Source organism: Bacillus sp. T17B1 (assembly GCF_026796395.1).
Classification (GTDB): domain Bacteria; phylum Bacillota; class Bacilli; order Bacillales; family Bacillaceae; genus Bacillus; species Bacillus spizizenii_A.
This window is the reverse complement of the sequence record NZ_JALAYA010000031.1, coordinates 192,884-216,079: the sequence shown is the minus strand read 5'-3', so window position 1 is coordinate 216,079 and position 23,196 is coordinate 192,884. Positions and strand designations below refer to the sequence as shown.

28 protein-coding genes are annotated in these 23,196 nt (G+C 33.5%); 9 read left to right on the top strand and 19 right to left on the bottom strand.

Translation table 11 applies throughout. From position 1 onward, the window contains the following. Positions 1–116: 116 nt before the first annotated feature. The 6 genes from MOF34_RS15800 to MOF34_RS15775 form a co-directional block, all read right to left on the bottom strand. A complete protein-coding gene (locus MOF34_RS15800; RefSeq protein WP_268382412.1) occupies positions 117–512 on the bottom strand; it encodes a UPF0715 family protein in 396 nt (131 codons plus the stop codon). Positions 513–572: 60 nt separating this feature from the next. After that, positions 573–1,106, bottom strand: coding sequence for a hypothetical protein (locus tag MOF34_RS15795; protein ID WP_268400786.1), 534 nt, complete (start codon positions 1,104–1,106; stop codon positions 573–575). Positions 1,107–1,132: 26 nt separating this feature from the next. Further along, a complete protein-coding gene (locus MOF34_RS15790; protein ID WP_268400785.1) occupies positions 1,133–1,369 on the bottom strand; it encodes a hypothetical protein in 237 nt (78 codons plus the stop codon). Between the two features lie 94 nt (positions 1,370–1,463). Then, entirely contained in the window at positions 1,464–1,691 is a 228-nt protein-coding gene (locus MOF34_RS15785) for a helix-turn-helix domain-containing protein (RefSeq protein WP_268400817.1), read from the bottom strand. A gap of 120 nt (positions 1,692–1,811) precedes the next feature. Then, on the bottom strand, positions 1,812–2,798 hold the full coding sequence (locus tag MOF34_RS15780) for a DUF3238 domain-containing protein (RefSeq protein ID WP_268400784.1): 987 nt from the start codon (positions 2,796–2,798) through the stop codon (positions 1,812–1,814). A gap of 32 nt (positions 2,799–2,830) precedes the next feature. Then, complete coding sequence (locus MOF34_RS15775; RefSeq protein ID WP_268400783.1) at positions 2,831–3,157, bottom strand: hypothetical protein; 327 nt, start codon at positions 3,155–3,157, stop codon at positions 2,831–2,833. A gap of 63 nt (positions 3,158–3,220) precedes the next feature. Here MOF34_RS15775 and MOF34_RS15770 point away from each other — a divergent pair, with 63 nt between their 5' ends. Continuing rightward, positions 3,221–3,595 (top strand): UPF0715 family protein, encoded by a 375-nt coding sequence (locus tag MOF34_RS15770; protein ID WP_268400782.1) that lies wholly within the window; start codon positions 3,221–3,223, stop codon positions 3,593–3,595. Between the two features lie 188 nt (positions 3,596–3,783). Here MOF34_RS15770 and MOF34_RS15765 read toward each other — a convergent pair whose 3' ends face one another. From MOF34_RS15765 to MOF34_RS15720, 10 genes are all read right to left on the bottom strand, one after another. Then, positions 3,784–4,065 (bottom strand): hypothetical protein, encoded by a 282-nt coding sequence (locus MOF34_RS15765; RefSeq protein ID WP_268400781.1) that lies wholly within the window; start codon positions 4,063–4,065, stop codon positions 3,784–3,786. Positions 4,066–4,413: 348 nt separating this feature from the next. Then, entirely contained in the window at positions 4,414–4,635 is a 222-nt protein-coding gene (locus tag MOF34_RS15760) for a hypothetical protein (RefSeq protein WP_268400780.1), read from the bottom strand. Further along, positions 4,628–4,759, bottom strand: a complete 132-nt coding sequence (locus MOF34_RS15755) for a hypothetical protein (protein ID WP_268400779.1) — start codon at positions 4,757–4,759, stop codon at positions 4,628–4,630. Before MOF34_RS15755 ends, MOF34_RS15760 begins: the two co-directional genes overlap by 8 nt. Positions 4,760–4,812: 53 nt before the next feature. Further along, positions 4,813–6,414: a class I SAM-dependent methyltransferase gene (locus MOF34_RS15750; protein WP_268400778.1), complete on the bottom strand. Its 1,602-nt coding sequence runs from the start codon at positions 6,412–6,414 to the stop codon at positions 4,813–4,815. A gap of 48 nt (positions 6,415–6,462) precedes the next feature. After that, positions 6,463–8,337: an LPD29 domain-containing protein gene (locus MOF34_RS15745; protein ID WP_268400777.1), complete on the bottom strand. Its 1,875-nt coding sequence runs from the start codon at positions 8,335–8,337 to the stop codon at positions 6,463–6,465. 328 nt (positions 8,338–8,665) lie between these two features. Further along, a complete protein-coding gene (locus tag MOF34_RS15740; protein ID WP_268310842.1) occupies positions 8,666–9,883 on the bottom strand; it encodes a hypothetical protein in 1,218 nt (405 codons plus the stop codon). A gap of 87 nt (positions 9,884–9,970) precedes the next feature. Then, entirely contained in the window at positions 9,971–10,129 is a 159-nt protein-coding gene (locus MOF34_RS15735) for a hypothetical protein (RefSeq protein WP_268296455.1), read from the bottom strand. Positions 10,130–10,173: 44 nt separating this feature from the next. Next, positions 10,174–10,425 carry a hypothetical protein gene (locus MOF34_RS15730; RefSeq protein ID WP_268296457.1) on the bottom strand — a complete coding sequence of 84 codons (252 nt, stop codon included), beginning with the start codon at positions 10,423–10,425 and terminating at the stop codon, positions 10,174–10,176. Positions 10,426–10,443: 18 nt separating this feature from the next. Continuing rightward, positions 10,444–10,620, bottom strand: a complete 177-nt coding sequence (yonT, locus tag MOF34_RS15725) for a type I TA system toxin YonT (protein ID WP_268400776.1) — start codon at positions 10,618–10,620, stop codon at positions 10,444–10,446. A 958-nt stretch (positions 10,621–11,578) separates the two neighbouring features. Further along, the gene (locus tag MOF34_RS15720; RefSeq protein WP_268400775.1) at positions 11,579–12,079 is read right to left on the bottom strand and encodes a hypothetical protein; all 501 of its coding nucleotides are present in this window, start codon (positions 12,077–12,079) and stop codon (positions 11,579–11,581) included. 374 nt (positions 12,080–12,453) lie between these two features. Here MOF34_RS15720 and MOF34_RS15715 point away from each other — a divergent pair, with 374 nt between their 5' ends. The 4 genes from MOF34_RS15715 (at position 12,454) to MOF34_RS15700 (ending at position 17,175) form a co-directional block, all read left to right on the top strand. Next, the gene (locus tag MOF34_RS15715; protein ID WP_064814709.1) at positions 12,454–12,633 is read left to right on the top strand and encodes a hypothetical protein; all 180 of its coding nucleotides are present in this window, start codon (positions 12,454–12,456) and stop codon (positions 12,631–12,633) included. Between the two features lie 44 nt (positions 12,634–12,677). Continuing rightward, positions 12,678–15,200: a hypothetical protein gene (locus MOF34_RS15710; protein WP_268400774.1), complete on the top strand. Its 2,523-nt coding sequence runs from the start codon at positions 12,678–12,680 to the stop codon at positions 15,198–15,200. 251 nt (positions 15,201–15,451) lie between these two features. Next, entirely contained in the window at positions 15,452–15,730 is a 279-nt protein-coding gene (gene hupN / locus MOF34_RS15705; RefSeq protein ID WP_268400773.1) for an HU-related DNA-binding protein HupN, read from the top strand. 929 nt (positions 15,731–16,659) lie between these two features. Then, entirely contained in the window at positions 16,660–17,175 is a 516-nt protein-coding gene (locus tag MOF34_RS15700; protein WP_061187729.1) for a hypothetical protein, read from the top strand. Between the two features lie 439 nt (positions 17,176–17,614). On the opposite strand, the gene MOF34_RS15695 is transcribed toward MOF34_RS15700, so the two are convergent. After that, on the bottom strand, positions 17,615–17,788 hold the full coding sequence (locus MOF34_RS15695; protein ID WP_153256860.1) for a hypothetical protein: 174 nt from the start codon (positions 17,786–17,788) through the stop codon (positions 17,615–17,617). A gap of 269 nt (positions 17,789–18,057) precedes the next feature. Between MOF34_RS15695 and MOF34_RS15690 the strand changes: the two genes are divergently transcribed. Both MOF34_RS15690 and MOF34_RS15685 read left to right on the top strand, forming a co-directional pair. Continuing rightward, complete coding sequence (locus MOF34_RS15690) at positions 18,058–18,249, top strand: YonK family protein (protein ID WP_010328101.1); 192 nt, start codon at positions 18,058–18,060, stop codon at positions 18,247–18,249. 16 nt (positions 18,250–18,265) lie between these two features. Next, positions 18,266–19,483: a hypothetical protein gene (locus tag MOF34_RS15685; RefSeq protein ID WP_268400772.1), complete on the top strand. Its 1,218-nt coding sequence runs from the start codon at positions 18,266–18,268 to the stop codon at positions 19,481–19,483. A 262-nt stretch (positions 19,484–19,745) separates the two neighbouring features. Here the strand turns inward: MOF34_RS15685 and MOF34_RS15680 are convergent, their stop codons facing one another. Together MOF34_RS15680 and MOF34_RS15675 are read right to left on the bottom strand one after the other, a co-directional pair. Continuing rightward, positions 19,746–20,120, bottom strand: a complete 375-nt coding sequence (locus MOF34_RS15680; RefSeq protein WP_268400771.1) for a hypothetical protein — start codon at positions 20,118–20,120, stop codon at positions 19,746–19,748. A gap of 25 nt (positions 20,121–20,145) precedes the next feature. Next, a complete protein-coding gene (locus MOF34_RS15675; RefSeq protein ID WP_284440078.1) occupies positions 20,146–20,343 on the bottom strand; it encodes a helix-turn-helix transcriptional regulator in 198 nt (65 codons plus the stop codon). A gap of 175 nt (positions 20,344–20,518) precedes the next feature. Here MOF34_RS15675 and MOF34_RS15670 point away from each other — a divergent pair, with 175 nt between their 5' ends. Both MOF34_RS15670 and MOF34_RS15665 read left to right on the top strand, forming a co-directional pair. Then, on the top strand, positions 20,519–21,439 hold the full coding sequence (locus MOF34_RS15670) for a hypothetical protein (RefSeq protein WP_268400769.1): 921 nt from the start codon (positions 20,519–20,521) through the stop codon (positions 21,437–21,439). After that, a complete protein-coding gene (locus tag MOF34_RS15665) occupies positions 21,426–23,195 on the top strand; it encodes a terminase large subunit domain-containing protein (protein ID WP_268400768.1) in 1,770 nt (589 codons plus the stop codon). Before MOF34_RS15670 ends, MOF34_RS15665 begins: the two co-directional genes overlap by 14 nt. Position 23,196 lies beyond the last annotated feature (1 nt).

Here is a 23,196-nt window from a genome sequence, read left to right as displayed (position 1 = left end):
AGTACAGGATAAGTTCACTTTGTTATAAAATATTATCCTATGTAAAAATAAGCATTCAAAAAGAAACCTAAGTCCATTTAAATAAAACACTTCTTTTATCTTGATTCTTTATGCTCTCAATTCCGTAAGAATATAGAATCCCAGAACCAATAAATGAAAGCTGCAACAATGCTCATAATGTAATAATTTAAGCTTTTTAGCACAGCAAGAGCACTTGTTGGATTAGTCACAACAAAGAACGTTAACGCAGCTACAAAAGCTATTACGATGTAAATAATAAGATTAAGAAAATTAAACTTTCTGACCCTTCTTCTTAGCAACACTTGCAAAGGGACGGCAAACACCAAGTAAGTGATTAAAGCGTAAAATGCAATGATGGCAATTGTGACTAATGCTATTGCCATAAAACCAGAGTAAACAAACAGATACAGACCAAAGATTAGACCAAATGACAAACTTGAAAACGCTAGAGTATAACCATAACTGTTTAACGCTTTTTGATTGAGGCTCAAATCAGCACCTCCGCTTGTTTCACATTTCCCTTTAAAATCGTAGTTTTATTTAAATATATTTCAAATGAAGTTGCTTATCTCAGGAGTATAAGTTGAAATAAACATTGGGATTAACACTACACCAAGTATCCACCATATAATATTAAATAATTTTGGAAGCACACTGTTTTTTTTAATACCTAAATAGTTCAATAAAAAACTTGGTAAGTAAATTAATATTTCTAACCATGAAAGAGGGTTAACTGAATTTAACATCCGCTTTCTATATGTCCCTTTAGATGAAGACAATTGAATTAGAATTCCTGTTGCAATATCTTGTCTCCTACTTGGAAACTGTTTCATTGGACTTACCTGACCTGTTCTAATTCGACCGTAACCAGCTTCTTCTGAATATGGAATCAATACATCCCCAAAACCGGCTCTCTCTACTAGAGATATTATATTTGATTTGTATTCTAATAAATTTACATTAAATTCTGGATCTAAGAGCCATTTTTCATACCATGAGATGAACTTTTCACATTGTTTAAATTTAGCATAGTTATAAACAAAATTTAACAACAGAATACATAAAAAAAGATAAACATATATCATCGAGCTCTCCCCTTAAGATGGATTTTTTAGATACCCTGAGTATAGCCTGATTTGTCAATGGTCACGAGATGTTCTATATCTTCGTAATGCTCTGCATTCATAACCTCAAAAATATCAATGCCTAGGTTTTTCTTCAAATTGCTTTTTGCATGCAAAACAATCATATTGTCAGCATTAATACCATTTGGCATTTGTGGTACACCCGCATTTGTTTTGATTTCTATTCCGTTAACATTGAAGGTTACTTTTACTGTATTTTGCATTATAACTTCTCCTATTCTCTATGAAAGTACGATTTTATGTAGACCTAGAAAACTTGTAATTCTTTCCTAACCTTATAACTTTAGTATACCATTTTTATCCTGAGTGATCGATATGGTTATTGTCTTTTTGGAATATCAACAATTCCTGCAGCTCGATGTTTAGATATGTACAGACTTTATCTAAAAGCTCTCTTGGATACCGTTCCATTTCATCCCTGTATAGCTTTCTGACAGTTGGATATTCATGATCAATATCTCTAGATAGCTGCCTAATACTGATCTTCCTTTCGTCTAATATGCGCTTTAAATTTGATTTAATCAGTGCTCTCACCTTCTTTACTTACCCATTATGATATTTTATAGTTATCATCTTATTCATATTAAGGGTCAAGCTATACTGCCTGACCCTTAATTTCAAAGGAAACTGCTTATTCTTAAAAGATTATATTGTTACCTTCCAAAAGTTACCCATTCCTGCCCCAAGTAATTTCCAAAAGTCTGCTTTACTTTTAACTGAGTGACTGTGAATAAATCTGCTACTTCCTCCCATGTTAAATACATAAAATTCATGATTTGGTGCACCATCATGTGTACCCGAGAGTGTAACTGTATATTTCTTTAGATCAGCATAGTATTGATAGTCTATGTCAGGGTAAGGTGCATTAAATGGAACTGCGGCTGCATGTCTTACAGTCCATTGTATCCTATCACTCTTTAGTATATTGACACTATGTTGGATCCTTTTACTACTAGCTGTGGCAGACTCGATTATCTTTTTACAATCTGCATCTTCACATCTATGAGATTTACCTATCTTCTTCCATTGAGTGGCACTGGTTGGACCTGAAAATTGTACATTCTCAATTACTTCTGTTCTAAACTTACTTGAGTCAGTAGCGAAAGATCGATTATCACCTTTCAAATATTTACCTCTTAAAGGATCGTTAACACTTTTGTAAGGAATAAAGGTTCTATAAACAAAAGCGTACGCATTATCTCTCGGAAGTGATTTGGTTGAAAATTTATTTGCTTGGTCTTGGTCTTCTGTATTTATTAATTTTTCCGACTTGTATAACTCTTCCTCAGTGTTTTCTGGAACCTTGATAAAAGTTGATATCTCTCCGTTGACGTTAAATATCTCATTTTTTTCTTCAGTGGTTAGTTTAATCTGATTTTCAGCTATCCTTTTACTGACTTTTTGGGCTTCCTTTTGTGGAAGTGATATTTGAGTTTTTATTGTATACTTATATTCTTCCCCTATGGATATTTCCTCATCGGTATAAGTTAAGTTTGCAGTTTCTCCTATTTTTTCGTCATTTTTAAAAATCTCGTATTTACCGTTTTCACTGGGTAGTTTTGGCCAGCTTAAAATTACAGATTTATCGCTTGTTGTACTCTCTAAAGTAGAGCTATTAATTGCCTGCTCCATGGCTGTAGCTACAATATTTTTTTCGACCTTGTTTATTGTGTATTTCTTTGCTCTTTTATTGGATTATCTATTGTTATTTTTAATACCTTTTTAATTTTGTTGTCTTCATAAATCCCTATTTTATATTTTTGGAAATCATCTGTTAATTGGTCTTGAATTTGATTGGAAGATCCTTCATAGACTAAGTTATCTTCTTTGAACACTTTGTACCTGTCTCCCTGTTCCTTTATATTTATGGTAACAGTTTTTTCTTCGGTTTTAATCATTACCGATGATTCTGCAGCATTTACATGTTTTGTTAGGAATATACTAAAAGTTAATACAAATGTGAAAATAAAAAAATGAATAATTTTTCTCAAGTTTCATCCTCCACCTTCAGTTAAAATATAGGCTATAAAATCTTTTTACAGGGAAGGGATATTATGAAAAAAACTGTTAGATCTTTATGGACTATCTTGATATCGAGTTTAACTTTAGGAATAATACAATACTTTTTTGTAGGACTTTATTCTGCAGTATTTTTAATCGTGGTATTTGCTTTTTATTTTTTTATCCCTCTTTTGATTTTTGCGTTTCCTTTACAATACAAGCTTAATAAAAAACCAAGAAAATTTTCAATTATTTATTTACTTTACTATTTACTCTTGTCTTTCATTGCAAATTTAGTAGTCTTTTATATTAGTCTCTCACCAGTTTATCCACCAATAATAACAAGACACGAACTATATATGTATACAGGAGTTTCGGCTGTTGTATATTGGTTCTGGGATTCAATCTTTGCACAAAAAAATATATAGCATTTTATTCACCTCACTGTTCTTTTAGAGTTTGTTGATGCAATTAAAATGTAACACATCCCCCACGAAATTTAAACCATATTTTACATATTTAACATAATTTTCAAAGTCTAAAGTCTGCTTTTCGATGGAATTGTGGACTTTAATATTTTTCTATGAATAACATTACGATCAATAAAATTGTTGTTTTATTTAGTTATTATCTCAGGGTTTTTATCTGCTTTGTTTTCGACTTTGCCTATTCTGACAACCGATATCAAGCCCTCATCCCATTCAATAACATTAGCAAAATAGAATAACTGATTGTCTTTTTCATAAAGTTCTGTCCTAATACGCTCACACCATTTATGTCCTGAGTGTGGATGGTCATATTTAAACTCTCCTTTTGGTTTAAATCCCATTTGCCGCATTGCTTCTTCAAGATTGCCTACTGGATTATCCAATCTTATATCTAACATTATTTCTTCCATCGTTATTTCTCTCCATTCTGTTTAAAATAAGATGAATATTTTACCAGACTCGATATACGAACTATGTTTTTAATCCTCTAACGGTCTACATATATACTCTATAGATAGATAAACATCCATATCCTTTTCGCATTCTGGACACGTAACAATAAGTACGTCCATATTATTGTTGCAAGCGTCACGACCACTAAATACATGACCACAATATACGCATTGGCAATTATCAACATTTACGGTTTCTTCACTAAATAGTTTATTTTCCCCCATCAATAATCTTCCTTTCTTATTGGTGTTTTTAATCGGAATAAGACATAAATTAATATTCTAGTTTTCCTCCTTTCTGTTAATTTAAGAAATCCCCAACTTCTTCAAACACACTTTGCAAGCCCAATCCTTATTTGCCATCAACTCAGATTCTTCGCCTGTTTCGAAACAGTCTGTAATTTGATCATACTTTCCACAAACAGACTTGTTACCAATAAAAGCGTGGTATTTTGCTTTTGGATGAATCCAATCATGATCTGTTAGATCGCTTTGGATGACAGGCAACTGCCAGACTATATTATTCATCCCTGCCCTCTTTATCATTCTCATATGATTCAATTTGCTGATTAACCAGATCAATAACGCTTGGTTGCTCTTCATTCAACTTCTTAACTGTATTCATCCATTCGTTGTGGCTAACTTCTTTCATTTTCAACCTCTCCATTCTGTTTAAAATATGCATTTTATTTAAATTTAGGAATGTTATGATGTAAGCATGAGAAGCTTTGATGTATCAATGATGTAATATGATATGTTATTTACCGTTTCACTGTATGATTGCTCGCCCTCAAAATCATTTATCACATCTTTTTCTTCTGTAGTCATATCTTGATACTTAACCTTCCCATATGATGGAGGAAGCCAGTTTTTCTTTTGGCTGCCAAAAATATTAAACTTCTTAAGTATCTCCTCATCTTTAAACTCGATGTGACACGTCCCTTTTTTATAGAAAGTTACATAGAAGTACTTTAACTCTATTTTTTTCGTCTCCCCATAATGCTCAGCTAATTTTAAAGTTTCATCAATATTTATGTCTTCTGTCAAACCATTGTCAAGATAATTGAAAACTTTTTCGATATCTTTCAACTTTTCTAAGACCTTATAGTCTGTTGGATAAAAGCGACCGTCTAACCAACTATAACCGTTCAATGGAATAATCACTTTTTTGTTAATCTTGTACGACTTATTTGTTTTCCACCCATTATATAAGTGCACATTTTTTGATGATTCATCATAGTAATGCTTGTGGCTAAATTCTTCAAAAAGATCAAGTATTGTATCTTCTACCCCCTGTGTCATCTCTTTGCTCATCTGAATCCTTAATGTATAGATATTGAATAAAGAAAAGTCATAGTCTTTTAATTCCTCAACATGCTGCAAATATTTTTGCTTCAGATTACTTGTAAAGAGCCCCATAAATTGATCATTATTAAATAACGTGTTCCAATACTTCGCCCTGATTTGTTTTATATATGCATTCTCTATATCATTTTCTTCTTTATTCTTATCAATTTGCAGCTTCAATATTGGAGTACTGTCATCATTGAAGCTATGCAGCATTAAGGGTTTTAAACTGTTGTATTCATTGATTAATTTTAAACCCGCTTTGATTTCATAATTGAATTGTTCTACTATCCCTTTTATAAAGTCTGCATTCACTAGCTGTGTTGCTTTATAATCCTCATTAATTCTATGAGACTCATCTTTTTTTAATTCTTCTATTAGGACGCTGCTATATTCTTGTTTTTCAATGCTTATGTATATTAGTGCCGTTTCAACTTCTGTGCTTCGCTCTGAGTTCGAAAAAGCGTTTTGAATGTATTCAACTTCTGCATTTATTTCCTCTAGCTTACGAATCAGAAATTTCCTGTCATTTGAATACGGATTTTTTAATGTTTCGGCATTTAGTACGCAAACAATTTGGCCAGATCTTTGTTGCTTCTCAATTAATTCAATCGCCTTTAATAAGTGTTTAACACCGCTGCTAAAAGGTGGATTCATAAAAATCAAATCGTACTTCTTATAAGTGTTAAAGGTCAAAAAATCGTCTGCTATCACTCTGTAATCTTTGCCTTTAAGTATGTGCTGTAAGTTTTCATCTTGCTCAATTGTATCCACGTCATATTTCGAATTCCGTCTATAGTTCTTAGTGTATTTGAATTGATTGTGAATAGCTTCTACTAAGTTTCCTTTACCTGCTGACGGCTCTAGAACAGAATTAATATGCTTCCATTCTATTTTTGATGTCATTTTTCTAATTAATTGCGTTGGTGTTGGATAAAAATCCGGATTATCTTTAAACATTTTAATTTCCCCTTTTGTGAGGGAATGAGATGTTTACCCATCCCCTCTTTATAGACTAGGCTTATAAGTATTGATTAAAGGTTTGAAGCTTTTTTCGTTTAAGTAGTCTAAAACCTCATCAAATTGTCTTTTGTCACAAGAGTGGTACTTACTATGAATTATTTTCATTCCCTCTGGTCTAACCTCAACATTATTCAATACTATGTCGGGTAGTGAGTGCCACCCTTTGAACATCAATAAATCTGAATAGAAGTGACGATAATATAAATTTCTTTTATTTTCGGGTTTGTATGTCAACTTGATTGCATTATCATATTGAGCATATTTCATTGGCTGATAACTATCATATGTTACTCTTTCGGTAATCAAAGACCCAATATCAGATATGTAGAATAGAGTATATTTTTCACCTTTTTCAAGTTCAGCATTTTTGAATTGCTCTTGAATACTGTCAACTTCCTGGAGAATTCTGTATAAAGAAATTTTCAATTCTTCAATTTCTACTTGCTGGATAATATTTTTATTCAACTTGAATTTTTTTAATTTTAACTTCTCTTTAAATGATGCTTTATATTTGTCCCAATCTTCCTTTTTCCAAGTCTCAAACATATTCAATTCTTCAATGACCGAAGTTGAAATGTCTTCTAACTTATCTGCTTGATATTTTAACTCCTGTACTTCTCCTTCATTTAACGCTTGCTTATGAGAAATCGACTTTTCAATTTTTGCATTATCCACTAAACCGACATATCTTGCATAAGAGTAGCCTTGAGCATCTACAATAAATTGTAATTCGCCATTGTAGTACACACCTACACCGTACAAATTCCATTGAACCGTTCTCTTTTCTAGATCGTCCATATTGTAATAGTCAATCATTGAATTGATTCTATTGTCTTCCGTAAAGCTCCCACCTGTTTTAGCTAAGAAATCAAATTCATTTAGCAGCATGTTAGAAAAGTTGTTTAGAGCTTCTTCGGTATTGAAATGCACTTCCTTTGTTATTTTTACATTTTCAAGAGTAAAATCACCTTTAATAACCTCATCTTTATACTGATTATGTGTGCAATTCTTATTTAAGTTTGCGAACTGTGAATCAATAACAAAATACTGTTGTTCTTCGTTCAATTGTTTTACTACAATGCTGCTATAAATATTTTCAATTAGTTTCTTTTCTTCTTGTTGTTGTTGTCTCTTATATTCAGCATTTTTGATTTCTTGTTCTTTTAGGTATTCCTGAAGTTCTTTTTCTTTTCTTGCTTTCTCGGCTTCTTCAAATTCTTCAAGCTTTGAATCAAACAATTTCATATCTTCTTTAATTTCTTCTGTCTGTTCTGTCTCTTTGTATTCCCAATCTAATGAAACATGACCATAGAAATTGTAACTGCCAGCATAATCAGTATATGGATCAGCTGGGCTGTAGCAATGGCGATAATTGTTTAAAAGACTGTTACAATAATCATAGATTGCAGTCAAATAAACTGAACCTTTTTCATAAGGGCTGGACTTGATTGTAATGTTAATAGTGCTATATAAATAGCTTCCTCCAGTTGTGACAGAGAATTTACATTGTGGGAAACGTTGTTTTACATGCTTTCTAATTTCCTTTGCCATTTCTTTAACTTCTTGTTCCTTATTAACTTCGAACTCATGCCAATGTGTTGCATCCCACAAATCAATATTTTCAACCTTAGATTTCTTTTTGATTTTAGTGATTGTTTTAGAAGATGTAATTTTTTGTTTTGTTACGCTATTAGCTACTTGCATAGACTTTTCTGTGCGTTTGTTCCACCAGCATTTTTTGAATCCAGAGTATCGAAAACCGTTTGATTTAAGATGAGTTAACACCTCTTGTTCTGGTTTGCTTTCAAAATAAAGCTCAATTCCGTTTAACTCTTCATTAATTCTTAAAACAACTGTCATTTTCAACCTCTCCATTCATCATAGTAATTTTATTTTTATTCTTATTTTATGTAATAATTTCTTATTCCCTTAACTTGCTTTAAGTATAACATGATCATTATAAATTATCAAAGGTTATTTTATTTTTATTCTAATAAATTTATATAAGTTTTCGTTCAGCTTGCTGAACAAAACCGGACGTAAAGCGCCCTTCTTTACGGACGTATGTACTTAAAATGTTCTCCCTTTTTTAAAATTTATTTTTATACCCTTTCCCTAAAGACTTAGGCTCTGAAACCCTTGATATGACTGACTTTTTTTCAAAGTTTAAGAGGTTTGTTCTATTAACCTATTTATTTAACCATTCTAAAAGTAGCTTCCTCATCCTTAAAGATGGAATGAATAATGTTATTTCTTTACCATCTCTTATACCTGATCTCCATATCCACTGTACTAATTCAGATAAAGCAAATAAATCCTGATCAATTGCAATATTATATTTATTCTTAAAGTAACTATAAAGGATTGTATTAACGTATCTGTTTATTGTATAAGCTAAATGTTTCTTATGTTTAAATTCATTTGTAGCACGTGCATTGCAGGAAACAAAACCTTTTGTATATCCATTACCTTTTATTTTATTCTTATGTTCTGAATAGGTCGTCCACATTGCTTCATCACTTGATGACTTAACAATGTTGTTAAAGTAATTGAATACATTGTTCTTTACCTTCTTGATTGTATAAGGTGACTTATCTTTGTACCAGGTTGATGATAATGAATAATCTAACTGGCCTACAGCATTCAAGTTCCCTTCATAAATTTTAATCTTATTACGGATCATTTCCTTAACGTTGTTCTCAAAGTCTTTATTGTATTGAGTAAACCGGTATTCTCCATCTACATAGGATGAGACATATTTTTCATAAGCAATATTATTTACATCATAATAATACCTTTGTATCTGAGCATCAAACATGTAAGTTAATATGTAAACCTCTTTAAACAATTTGAATACCTCAGCTGGAAAGTTCCAAATCAATATACTGTCTTTAAAATACACAAGATTATTGTTCAATGCCATATCTCTAATGTCATTGTAACGTGTCTCATAATCCCTTTTATCTTCGTTCCATTTAACAAATCCATCTTCAACATAGATAAGATTAGAATCAAATAGTGTTGTAAGATCATGTGTCTTCACTTGTAGCTGCTCAACTACTTCCATAACCTCGTCTAATATTAAAGTGTAGTTACCTGAAAGGATCAGCTCTTTTGTTTCATCGTTTGCATTCTTAAATAAGTTATGAGTTGCAACAATGTTTTTATTCTGTGATAAGAGTTCATGAAGTGATTCAAATTTATATTGAGTCTTAACCCCTTTTGTTCTTACTTTAGGTTCATACATTTGTCTGTTGGTTACGCTTTTCTTTATCCGCTCAACCTCATTAAGATAAGGTGTGACAAATATAAAGTTATCTTCTGGGTTAGCGTTGTTCATGTAGTTAATAGCTGCTGATGTCTTACCAGATCCCATTATGGAATCAACTACTTTAACTATATTCATTCAGCATCTCCTTTTCATTTAATTAAAATAAAGGAACGATAAATGTTTACCGCTCCTTATTTACAGTTTGATATTTAACTGGTGTGTTCAAGGTTCATGGTGTTTAACTTTGCTTATCTCTTCTCTGTACTCTAAAAGGTCTGAATCAATTCTGTCAGTTGTTCTCTTGATGGAGTCAATATCTTTCTTGAGCATTTCTAATTCCTTAGCAAGCTGCCGAATAGCATCCAGGAATTTTTTCTCCACTCATCTCACCTCAATGATTTAATTATACCATGAGGCCTGTGTGATTAGCGTGACTTGTTACTCAGTTTAGCAAATACAAATAAGATGATCCATAACAGTATGGCAATGATACATGTGACTACGAATATTGTGTTGATTAGTGTTTGTGCTTCGCTGCTGAAGTAATCTTTGATGAGTTGAAACATTAAGAATAAGCCAATGAATGTAATGTGAGCAAACCATAGTGAGTATCGTTTCATGTTTACAATGTGCTTGATCATGTTATAATATGGGTAGGAACTAAAGGAGAAGTTCATTCCCCTTTAGCTTAGCTCTCATCGGCGTATACGTTGGCGTTGTCTCTTTGGTCGGAGCCGCTTGCGTTTACGCTTTTTCTTTTTGCTTGTCCCATTCTTTAGGTTTCTTATCTTCTCAACTATTGTTAGACAGTTGATTGTTAGAACCGTTAAAGATATGAGGAAAGCAACTAAGATACCCACTTTCTCAAGCACTATGTACACCTCCTTTCCTATGACTCTATTATAACATAATTAACCGATATAGTCATTTTATTTTTATTCTAATTAATTATATTTTGTTGGTGATTGTAATGATGATTAAATTGGTCTGTGTGCTTATTTAGCTGTTGGGATAGCAATGATATTGGGATGAATATAGGATGGATTAGAAAGGCGTTATATTGATTCTGAGAGCGTGTGAGTGTGATTAGGTGGAATTTGAATTATGAGTGTTGTGTATATGAGTTTAGCATGTGTGAAGAGTGATAAGCGAAGGATATATGATTATATAAGGTATGGTTATGTATAGTGATGAGTATAAGTATAAAATAAATATGTCTTCGATTCCCTCAGATTCGTTATAAATACGATTATCTTTAATGAACGGTTATTCATTTTTAAATTGCAATCAATTTATTTTTTTAAAATTTATTCTTGTGTTTGGACTGGAATTATGTTATCGCTATGTTTAATAAACAGGATTAAGGAATTCCCTACATAAGGTATATTATATGGGGTTTTCACTGCCAGTATCTGGGGGTATATTTACATCTAATGGTAAAATAAGAGGAACAAATGTGCCCATAGCACTTCCATTTCCACACCCTATCCAAATTTACATTTTCCCAATTCCACATTAAATCGTCCTTTTTCACATCGTAATCGCTATCGTAAAAATCTATATTATCAATGTTTTTCACTCTTCAAATTTCTCCTTTTTCATCAATTTCTCCTTAAAACGACTTCTTTCCCCTACTCTCACTTACGTTTTACGATCGTTTGCCCCCTATTCACTAATTAAAGTATCAAATATCCTTATGTTTACTGTCTTTTTTAGCCCTTTATAAATTTTTACGATAAGCATGTTTTTCGTGCAAATAACATTACGATATGCAAACCAAATCCAAAATAAAAAAGGTGATCTTAATTCGATCACCACCTTTTCTTGTGTCTATTCCCACTTTTCATCATCTGATATCCATTTATTTGCCCGTAAATCCAATGATTTATAATGATCATGAATAACAAAGTATGAAGGCAAGTTCATTTTATGACCTTGAGCTGCTTTCCAACACTCATAAAACCACTCTGTGAATGCTTTATGTTCTTCCCTTTCTATTTCAATATCGTTGTTTTCATAAAACTCATCAAATTCCTTTTTATTCTCCCTAGATAGTTGAAAATATTTAATATCAGGTATAACTTGAGTGCTCCCTGAAAAAATTGTTTTGTCTTCTCCTTCATAAAACACTTCACTTGCCTCTTTATCCATTGAAAACATTCTTATTGATATCTCAAATCTTGTTGGATCAATAAAGGCCATGTAGTCCACTAAATCAATATCAATATAAAAATTGTAGTTGATTGTTTTTTTGATTTCCCTTGTTAATAAAGCTGTGTGTTGGCCGAGATTTTGCTTAACTGTTTTGATATAGTCTTCCAGTGAGAACATTTAATTACCCCTTTTTCTTATTTGTTTGCTTAATAAAGTAGTAAACCACCCATCCAATTATGATGACAGACAGCCCCCAATACTTTTGCTCAGTTGGAAGCATGTAAGATATTAAAATAGCTAAGACTAGTGACGGCAACATAATCATGTAGTATTTCTTTCTATTTTTCATAATCTTCTTCCCCTTTTTATTAATAAACTTAATACGCTTATTTCGCCTATTAGTTTCGATAATACATCTCGAAATTAAAAATTTTTGAAATTAATGTTTACAAGAATAAAAATAAAATATATAATCAAGTCACCTGCTAAACACAGGGATTTTTATTAGTTTTATTTAGAATAAAAATAATATTACTTATGGAGGTGATTAAATGAAAAAACAGTATATGTTTAGTAACTTAATTGGTTTTCTTGAAACTAAAGTTATTAATGAAACAGCAACACCAGAAGAAGAAAACCTTTATCAAGACTATTTGTGGTACGGAACAGTTAATAAAAAAAGTCATACATACAGAAATTTAGTGTCTCAATATTTAAATAGTAGTTATTAAGGATAAAAATAAAATAGTTTATTAATTTACAAGGGGAGAATTTATTGAAAGGAAAAAAAGACGGTCTAAATAAGCAAGTACATATTTACAGTATTGATACTTCTGCTTTTTATAATGATCAAGAAAACAAATTACATAACAAGATTTTAAAATCCATTAGGTACAGAGATCATCTTAAAAAACTCGAAAATATTGATAAAAAACATAAGAAGTACATAACGCAAAGGATTATTTCCTTAAAAGAAAATCTTTATAACGCCTTTAACAATCATAATCAAATAAGAACCCTTAGAACAGATTCCCTGAAAGATAATAATGTGATTGCATTATTTGATTCAGTCTTAACACGGGCATTGGGAATCAAAGAAAACACACTCTCTGAAGAGATTATTGTCGTCCAAACTTATCATTTTCAAATTTTAAGGGACATTATAGATAAAGGATTCATACATAACAATGAGAAATACGTTTATTTCACTAGCAGTGCCGGTCAAATACGAACCAAAAAGTCTTGTTTTATCAAGCAAAGCACCTTAGATAAGTATCAAAATGCTTTAACTTGTGGTCTTAGTGTGGAGCATATCAATGCTCAAGGTGGAAGCAGCATAAACAAATGGAATAGCTACATGGCCTTATCGAATAGCGCCAGCAGTCCATGGGAAATTGATATTGATAAAGCAATTGTCGTAAATGACTTAGAAACAAACGTTTCCAGCCTGGTTGATTATATTGACCGTGATACATATGAAATCACTCGTAAAGTTATGGATATTCCTATAGAACATACAGATGGTTGCGGAATGATGCTTCCCAGTTTGAGCCAGAAAAGCTTTATGGTCAGATTACCTTGGGTTAAGGGTCTCCTAGTTCCATTTGATTTTAGAAAGTTTGCTGAAAAACACAGTTCATTTATAGTTAAGGACGTCTACGGTAAAGAATGGGACATTATTAAAGATGATATCCAAATAATTTTTACGAAAAGCCAGTTTAAGATGTGGAAGTACTATAATTCTTGGGATGATTATCGCTCTAAATTTAAAAAGTATGGATGTTTAGGAGCTAAATTAAATGAAGAAGATCCATCTGTTGAGGGAAAACTGACTTACCAGATGCTACAAACACTCACTGATATCACAGATGAGGAATTGAAACAAATCAGCTCAAAGACTGTTAGTGAGATTACTCAATTAGGCACTGATAAAGAAACAATGATGAAAGTTTTGGGGGCTACCGAGAAAAATAAAAATAAGACAAGCCTTCAAGAAGCTCTACTAATATATCCTGAGCTGCTAAATGATGATCACACCAAAGAAATCATTAAGAATAAGAAGAGGAGTATGATTAAGGACGCCAAATCAGGAAAATTACTTGTCAGTGACGCTCGTTATACGTATTTGTGCCCAGATCTATATGCTTTTTGTGAAAGACTGTTTCTTGGAATTGAGAATCCAAAAGGACTTCTTACCGGCAGCAATGTTTATTGTTCTTTATATGATGAAGGACACATTGATATCCTCCGCTCCCCTCATCTATTCAGAGAGCATGGTGTTAGGTGGAACAAAAAAGATGAGGAATATGAAAAGTGGTTCATTACGCCAGGTGTTTATACCAGCATTCATGATCCGATATCGAAACTGCTGCAGTTTGATAACGACGGGGATAAGGCCTTAATTATTTCTGATGAGCTAATCGTCAATATTGCCAAGCGTAATATGGAGAACATCGTTCCTTTGTATTATGAAATGTCTGTAGCCCAGAAACAAGAGATTAATAGCAGAAACATCTATGAAGCACTAACTCTTGCTTATGGGATCAATATCGGGGAGTACAGTAACAATATTACTAAGATATGGAACAGCGACAATATAAATCTGGACGTGATCAAATGGCTATGTATGGAAAATAACTTTACTATCGATTTTGCAAAAACCTTATTCATGCCTACCCGTCCTGATCATGTTGATGAAAAAATCAAAGATTACATAAAAAATAAAGTCCCCTACTTCTTCATCTATGCAAAGGATAAAGAAGAACATAGCGTTGAGTTACTTAATGAGAGCACAGTAAATAAGTTAGACTCCATTATCCCTTCTGACCGAATTAATTTCGTAGCTGTTGCAGGAAAGTTCGATTATCGTTTCCTGCTCAAGAACAAGGAGATTAAGTTGGACGAGACAATTATTAGTGAATACAAACGATTAGACCAGAACAAGAAATGGCTTATGAATGATGAAGACATTAAGCCTGGGCAAAAACATTATGTCTATAAGATCATTAAAGACAGATTGTTGAAAAGCCATAATGATAAGCAATATGTTACTGATGTTTTAGTTAAGTATCTATATAAAAAGAAGAGTAAGTTCAAATCGACTTTGTGGGAATGTTTCGGTGCTTGTATATTGAACAGTCTAATACACAACCTGAAAACATTAAGAATTTGTGGAGATTGTAAAACGCTATTTAGGGCTAAAACAAGTAAGAAACTTTTCTGTGGAAAATGTACAGTTAAAAGGAATAAACAAAAAACAAAAGAACGAGTCAGTAGGTTTAGAAGTCAAAAGGTGTAACGGTAATAAAAGTGCTTTGAGCCTTACTCCCCCAAGGGGTACAGCGATTTCACCGGAAAAACTTCAACAAAAAAGTGCCTTTATCCCTTGGTGCTACTGGGTTGAGAGCACTTTTGGTGATAATCGTCATAAGGGAGACAGAAAGCTAATTTCCACATAAAAGGGCTAGTACGTTTCCCCCCGTCTATATAAAAGACAATCTTTATTGTTCATTTAGAATAAATTTAAATTCACTTAGGAGGAAATTGATTATGAATAAAACAGAACTAATCGCTAAAGTGGCAGAAAAACAAGGGGTATCTAAAAAAGAAGGAGCTCCCAGTGTCGAAAAAGTCTTTGACACTATTTTAGAGGCATTAAAAAGTGGAGAAAAAGTAAGTATTCCTGGTTTCGGAACATTTGAAGTTCGTGAACGTGCAGCTCGCAAAGGGAGAAATCCCCAGACAGGAGAGGAAATTGATATTCCGGCTACAAAAGCACCTGCATTTAAGCCGGCAAAAGCACTTAAAGACGCAGTCAAAGCTAAATAATCAGTTAATGAGGACGACAGGAAAGGCCTCCTGCACGCTTCGTCACAAAGAGCTTATGCTCCTAAAAGTGGCAGAGTTAGAAATTATGGAGGGAATTGTCGACCTCCCCTCTTTTCATCTTCATCTCCGGGTTAATTAATTAGAGTTGTTAATTGCCAACATGGGGGTGTTGTCAATTAACAAGTTGATTACTGATATATGGGATATCAGTTCTCCACTAATGTTCATTTATGGAGGCACAGACTAATTTGAATGAACATTAGTGGAGATTCCTCTCCTGTGTGTGGACTAGCTTTTCTTGATTAAACAATATCTACTCCCCTATTTTCTGTATCATTCTGACACAAACTGCGGTTGGTCATTGCAGTTAGTCGGATAATAGTCATTTATGAGGGTGCGAGGTTAACTCGGATGTCTGTATCTAAAGGAGACAGGTAAATGACTATTATCGGGCTAAACATGTCGGTAAGACCTAGGCTACTCAAGCTGTTTATGTAGGGTGAATCCCATCACAGTCTTACTATGGGTGACATGAAGTCTGAATATTAATTGCGGTGTACTGCTTCGGCTTACACTTAGGTATGGCAGATGCGTCTTCCTTACCTTAAATTTCACTTAGCAACATATTCGCTATTTATTCACTACTTCTCCTTCATTCTGAATGGAGACTTATCTTTCCCATGCACATACCTCCTTACACGGGTCAGAGAAAACTGTGCAAAATAAGAGACTGGCGATCTACACGCATTGTATGTAGATAAGGTGTGTGACCTGACAAGAAAAGACAGGAATGTCTCTGAAGAGGGTTATATGGGTCTTACCTTTTCGATTGTTTTGATTATAACTAAGGATAAAATTTGTTTTATTGGCAATTTATTTAAGAATCTATTAGAATATAAAAGATGTATGTCTAAAGGAGAAGATAATAAATGTCAAAAATCGCTTTATTTGAAGCTTTACCTTTAAGAAATGCAATCTCAAAACGTATTCAGGAACTTTTACAGGAACGAGATAGTGTTGCATATGTTGAACATGATAAGGATGAAAAATATACAAAACCAACAAAAACTGTAGACCAAATCACAGCTGAGCTAGAATCGACTAAAAAAGATTATCGTGAATTGGTAGTACTAATCGCTAAAGCCAACCTGGATGCAAAAGTTTTGTGGGATGAAAAGGAATTATCGATCACAGAAGCGCTTGAATTAGCACAGCAACTTAGAGGTGAAGCGAATAAACTCAAAAGTTACGGTCGTTCTCAGAAAACTGAACGAGTAAATTCTTATTCTGATGTTATTAGTTATCGTGAAGCCTTGTTTGATCCTGATAAGATGCAAACTAAAGGATTAAAGTTAGAAAGAATGGCTAATCGTCTTTCAAACTCTATTGAAAAAGCTAATCATAATTATGAAATTGAGTTTGAAGCTGCAGATAAGTATCTATAAAAGCTAAGGTTTTAACTTAGCTATGAGGGTAAAATCACTTTTATCTTGATAGCTGGGTGTAAAACTGCCCAGCTTGGACAACAGAGAAGTAGAAAGCCGCTTTAGTTTAGAGCGTATCTAAACTGTAATACCAAAACTCATTTATTTCCTAGGTTGGAGACGGATTACGTTTTACAGCTTACGAATTACGAGATTTACGAGTTTACGGACGCAAACCTTTATTAGTGATATTTTAATCAAAAATATACTCTGTTCTCTGTTGTTCCAATAATTTAACTCATGTGCCAAGCTGTACAAGGAGTTCCTGAAGACGTCATTATGACGTCTTTTGTTATTTTCAGATTTCTCTGTCGATCCGAAGGCTTGCGTTCCTACGTGAGTTACTGATGTAGGTGAGAGGGGGAAGAAAATAACTGGAACAATAGAATTTAAAAGTCATTTACTCTTTTTTAGCTTTTACTTTGTCATAACCAAACATATAGCCAAAAGCTATCAATGCTGCCCCACCAAAACGAAGATATTGGTGATATTCAAAATCTTTAAAAACAGTAACCGCTCCAACTATCAACAAAACACCTATTATAATAAAGGCATTCAAAACTTTGTCTATCAAAAAAACACTCCTTTTTCAAATTCATCTACAGTTCATTATACCTATTGTGGATTATTTAGCACACGGAGCAGTTCTTGATAACTCAAATAGGTCTGTAATACATATGTACGCAAGTTTTCAATAATCTCCTTCGGGCGTTTCCCCAACGCCTATCCGACTTATCCTTCATCTCCTTTATATCCCCTTCTCGGACGTTACCGATGCTTCGGATCATCGGGCTTCCGAAGGAGTTTATTGTATGTAAATAGAAAACTATTGGAGGAATTTAAATGGCAAGCAAAAAAGTACATCAAATTAATGTTAAAGGCTTTTTCGATATGGACGTAATGGAAGTTACTGAACAAACTAAAGAAGCTGAATACACATATGACTTCAAAGAAATTCTCTCAGAGTTTAATGGAAAGAATGTTTCAATTACTGTAAAAGAAGAAAATGAACTTCCTGTTAAAGACGTTGAGTAAGGAGATGATTGACTGAATGATCGATCCTATTCAAACTAAGCGTCACTCAGATGAAAACCTTAAAGAATGGAAAATAAGAATCTGCTCTAATAAAGACATTTATAATCTAAACTGGGAAGAAATCAAAGAGTTAATAAACAAAGAAACCGGCGAATCTAAAGGTGAATCAGCTTATAGAAAATGGTTCAACAACTTCATTGAGGGGGTTGAATACCAAAAAGAAAAGTCAGCTGAATCAAACTCTTCTCTCCTTAAACTGGAAATGAAAAAGGTTGAAATCATGGAAGAGAGAAAGAAGCTTCAAGCTGTAAAGCATGAAATACATAAAAGCACACGTGTCAAAGGACGAACAGAGCTTCTATATGAAAATGTAACTGAAGCAATTGAGAAAATAGGCACTCTCGCTCCCCCTTCCTTCTATCCATTGAAAAGAAGCGAAAGAAAAAGAGCTGCAGTTCTAGGATTTGGAGATGAACATTTCGGGAAGCAATTTAAAAGCAACAACAATGAATACAACGAACAGATATATCTGCAGCGTATGAATCAAATTCTTTCTGAAACTGTTGAGTACATTCACAAAGAAAATTTAGATGAGATGGTCGTGTTAAATGGTGCTGATAGTGTTGAAGGTATGGCATTGCGCGTATCGCAATTAACTGCCCTTCAGTACGGTTTTATTGACCAGGTAATTAAATATTCTAGGTACAAAGCTGAATGGCTGCTAGAACTTTCTAAGTACGTCAAAATTAAGTACATACATATCCCTTCTGCAAATCATACTGAACTAAGATTACATAATACAAATCGCTCGGAAATGCCTAAGGAAGATGTAGAGCGTATTATAGCTACTTATATCCATGACGTACTCAAAGACAATGAGCGAATTGAAGTTCCTTTATACGACGAAGGAATTGTGGATTTTAAATTACTTGAATTTGTAATTGTCGCATGTCACGGACACCAGATTAAAAACAAGAAGAATGCCATTCGTGACATCTCACAGATGAAACGAAAATTCTACGATTACATGTACATCTCCCACTTCCACCACGGAAACATGCTCACTGTAGGTGAAGCAGCCACTCATAATATCCAAGTTATACAACTCCCTTCTGTAATGGGTTCCGATGAATACAGTGACAGCTTAATGACAGGTGCCAAAGCTGGAGCAAACCTATCAATTTATGAGTCTGGTAAAGGTCGTACAATTCAGTATGATTACATATTGAATTAATTTAATAGGGAGTAAAACTAAATGAAGACAAAAAGTTTTATTAACAAATTAAGTGGTCATTGGGTTAATTTCTCAGATGAGTTTAAAACGGAGCTTTTCATAATTATTGCTGGTTAATTCCTACAACTGAGCCTAATCGAAGTGTTAGGACATTATTTTTTCAACTAAGGGAGCCTCGATGTAGGCTCCTATAAACTTTGTTTAAAACTTTAATTTTATCCAGATATTAATCAAAAAGAGGGTGATTATCCCCTCTTTTTGATTAATATTTCTTTACTAAGATGACCCATGAGGAAAAAAGTGTAATGAGAGTAAGTGCTATTAAGGTGCTGACTACTTCAAACACTGATAATGTTATAACATTCAAGTAAGTGCCGTACAAAATTACAACCAGATAAATAAGCAGAGCATTGAATGAAAATTTCATTCCTTTTTGCTTTATAAATTTTACTCTTTCATCATTGTGTTTGAACTGAGGATAGATGTACCCTCTTGCAAAGCATATAAATGCTGCAGTTCCGTACATTAATATTTCTAAATACGATAAAGAGTTCGTCGCTATTCTAAAAAAAGCGATTACGCCTAATAGCATCAAGAACAAAACTCCAAGCAAATAAAAGTTCCTTTGAGAAGTCATGATTATCCCCCTATATAAAAAATGATCAGTCCTCTTCCAGCAGAAAAATTTGCTCAACAATTGTATTGAATATCTTTGCAATACGTAATGCCAAGGGTAACGAGGGGTTGTATTTACCTTTCTCAATTGAAATAATTGTTTGTCTGCTTACATTTAGCAATTCCGCAAGTTTATCTTGGGAATATCCATATTTTTTTCTGAATTCCATTACCCGATTTTTCAAAAGCATTCCCCCTTATAATTTAATTGTAACGTAAAGCTCCCTCAACGTAAAGTTTACTTTACATTATAGACAAGCACCTTTTTAGAACGCCCAGCGATGATTGTGGTACTCCCCTTCCGCTCTATTACTGGGCGTTTCATAAAATGTGTTTACATCAACTTTATGGAGGTGAAATATGTCTGCAGAAAAAATAAAATGCTCATGCTGCGGCAAAGAACAAAATGCCAATCAATATTATATCTCGGAATCTCCTTTCAATTCTGCAACCGGCAAGCTGTCAGTATGTAAAAGCTGTCTCCAAAATGAATTCCAAAAAGACAAAGATAACTTAAAGAATGTGCAAAACATCTTGAGAATGATTGATCGTCCATTTGTTTACGACTTATGGGTTTCCGCTGTTAATGAATCAGAGTCCAAGAAAAAATCAGCTGGAAATGTGTTAGGTACGTATATGAAAAATATCGGAATGAAAGATTACAAGTCAAAAACTTGGGCAGACAGTGAATTTGACTTTGAAGAAGAACAAGAATACACAACACAACTGTTACTAGCTAAAACTACAGAAGATATATCTAAGGAAGACATAGATGAATTAATGCAATTTTGGGGTCGTGGTCTTGATGTTGAGGATTACATTTGGCTTCAGAATGAGTACATTGACTTCACAAATAGGTATGAATGTGATTCTAAAGGAATGGAACTTCTTATAAATGAAATATGTTTGACTCGGCTAGATATCCGTAAACGGCGTGAAAATGGTGAAAAAGTCGATCAGCAGCAAAAAACTCTTCAAGATTTACTTGGATCAAGTAATTTAAAACCAGTTCAAGAAACTGGAGCAAGTGGAGTTGAACAAGAGTCTTTTGGCACTCTGATCAAAAAATATGAGAATGAGAGACCTATTCCTGAACCAGAGCCTAGGTGGAAAGATCCTGATAAAATCGGGAAATACATTAAGGTATTTTTCCTTGGACATCTATCCCGAATGCTTGGTTTGAAGAATCAATATTCAGAGGAATACTGGGAAGAAATGAATAAGCACACTGTTGAAGAACCTGTTGCAGAAGAAGAGGATCGAGAAAATGACCTCACATAAAAATTTTACAACAGATCGCAACAAGCACAGCCGAGGAATCAATATCTTTAAAAAGGGAAACAACTTTAAAAAGAAATCAAAATCTGAACGATTAATGGATGGTATCGGTGCATGGACTTCGTTCTATAGAGCAAACCCACATCGTTTTGTAAAAGAATACTTGGGTATTACACTTAAATTGTTTCAATGTATTTTAATTTACATGATGGTACATAACCATTATTTAATGTACCTGGCCAGTCGTGGTCAGGGTAAAACTTGGTTAACATCTGTATACTGCTGTGTGCAAGCCATACTTTTCCCAGGTACTAAAATAGTTATCGCATCGGGCACAAAGGGACAAGCTCGTGAAGTCATAGAGAAAATTGATGACTTACGCAAAGAATCACCTAATTTAAGGCGAGAAATTGAAGATTTAAAAACCTCAACAAATGATGCTAAAGTGGAGTTTCATAATGGTAGTTGGATTAAAATCGTAGCCTCGAATGATGGCGCCCGCTCCAAACGTGCAAACCTCCTTATTGTAGATGAATTCAGAATGGTTGATTTTGAAATCATCAGTAAAGTACTTCGAAAATTCCTGACAGCTCCCCGTTCTCCTAAATATCTCGAAAAAGAAGAATACGCTCATCTAAAAGAACGAAACAAAGAAATTTACTTGTCATCCTGCTGGTATAAGGTTCATTGGTCATTTAACAGATTCATAACTTACTACAATGCCATGATGAAAGGATCAAAATACTTTGTGTGTGGTCTCCCTTATCAGATCGCAATTAAAGAAGGCCTTTTGGATAAAGATCAAGTTAGAGATGAAATGGCCGAAGAAGACTTCGATCCTATTGGTTGGTCCATGGAAATGGAAGCTCTCTGGTTTGGTGAATCTGAAAAAGCTTATTTTAAATTTGAAGACATTGAAAAGAACCGCAAGCTCGCTTCTCCCCTCTTCCCTCCTGAATATTACAGTCTGATCAAGGATTCTAAATTCAAATATGAAGGCAAGAAACCAGGAGAAATTAGGCTGGTAAGCAACGATATCGCTGGAATGGCGGGTAAGGATAATGACGCCAGTGTTTACACTGTATTCAGACTGATCCCAAACTCCAATGGATATGATCGTCATATTGTATACATGGAGAGCATCGTAGGCGGTCACACAGGAACTCAAGCAACAAGAATTCGACAAATATACGAAGATTATGATTGTGATTATATTGTATTGGATACTCAGAGTATCGGACTAGGTGTGTATGATGCATTATGCCAGCCTCTATATGATAAAGAACGTGCAAAAGAATATGAGCCATTTTCATGTATTAACGATGAAAGAATGGCTGAGCGTTGTACTTATCAAAATGCTGAAAAAGTAATTTATAGCATTAAAGGCAATGCACAATTGAACAGCGAAATTGCTGTATTACTCAAAGATGGATTCAAACGAGGGAAAATCAAAATTCCTATCAACGAAAATGAAGGAAAAGAATATCTGAAAAGATTTAAAGGCTATGAAGGGCTATCTCCTGAAATTAAAGGAAAATTCCTTTCAAGCTATGCTCAGATTACCCTTCTGATAAATGAAATGATCAACTTGGAAGCTGAATATAGCGATAACGGACAAGTTAAGCTTAAAGAGCCAAAGAGTAAACGAAAAGACAGATATAGCTCAGTGGCTTATGGCAACTATATTGCTACTGTATTAGAAAGACAGTTAAACAAACAAACTGAATATGACGTTGAAGATGAACTAGTCTATTTTTAAA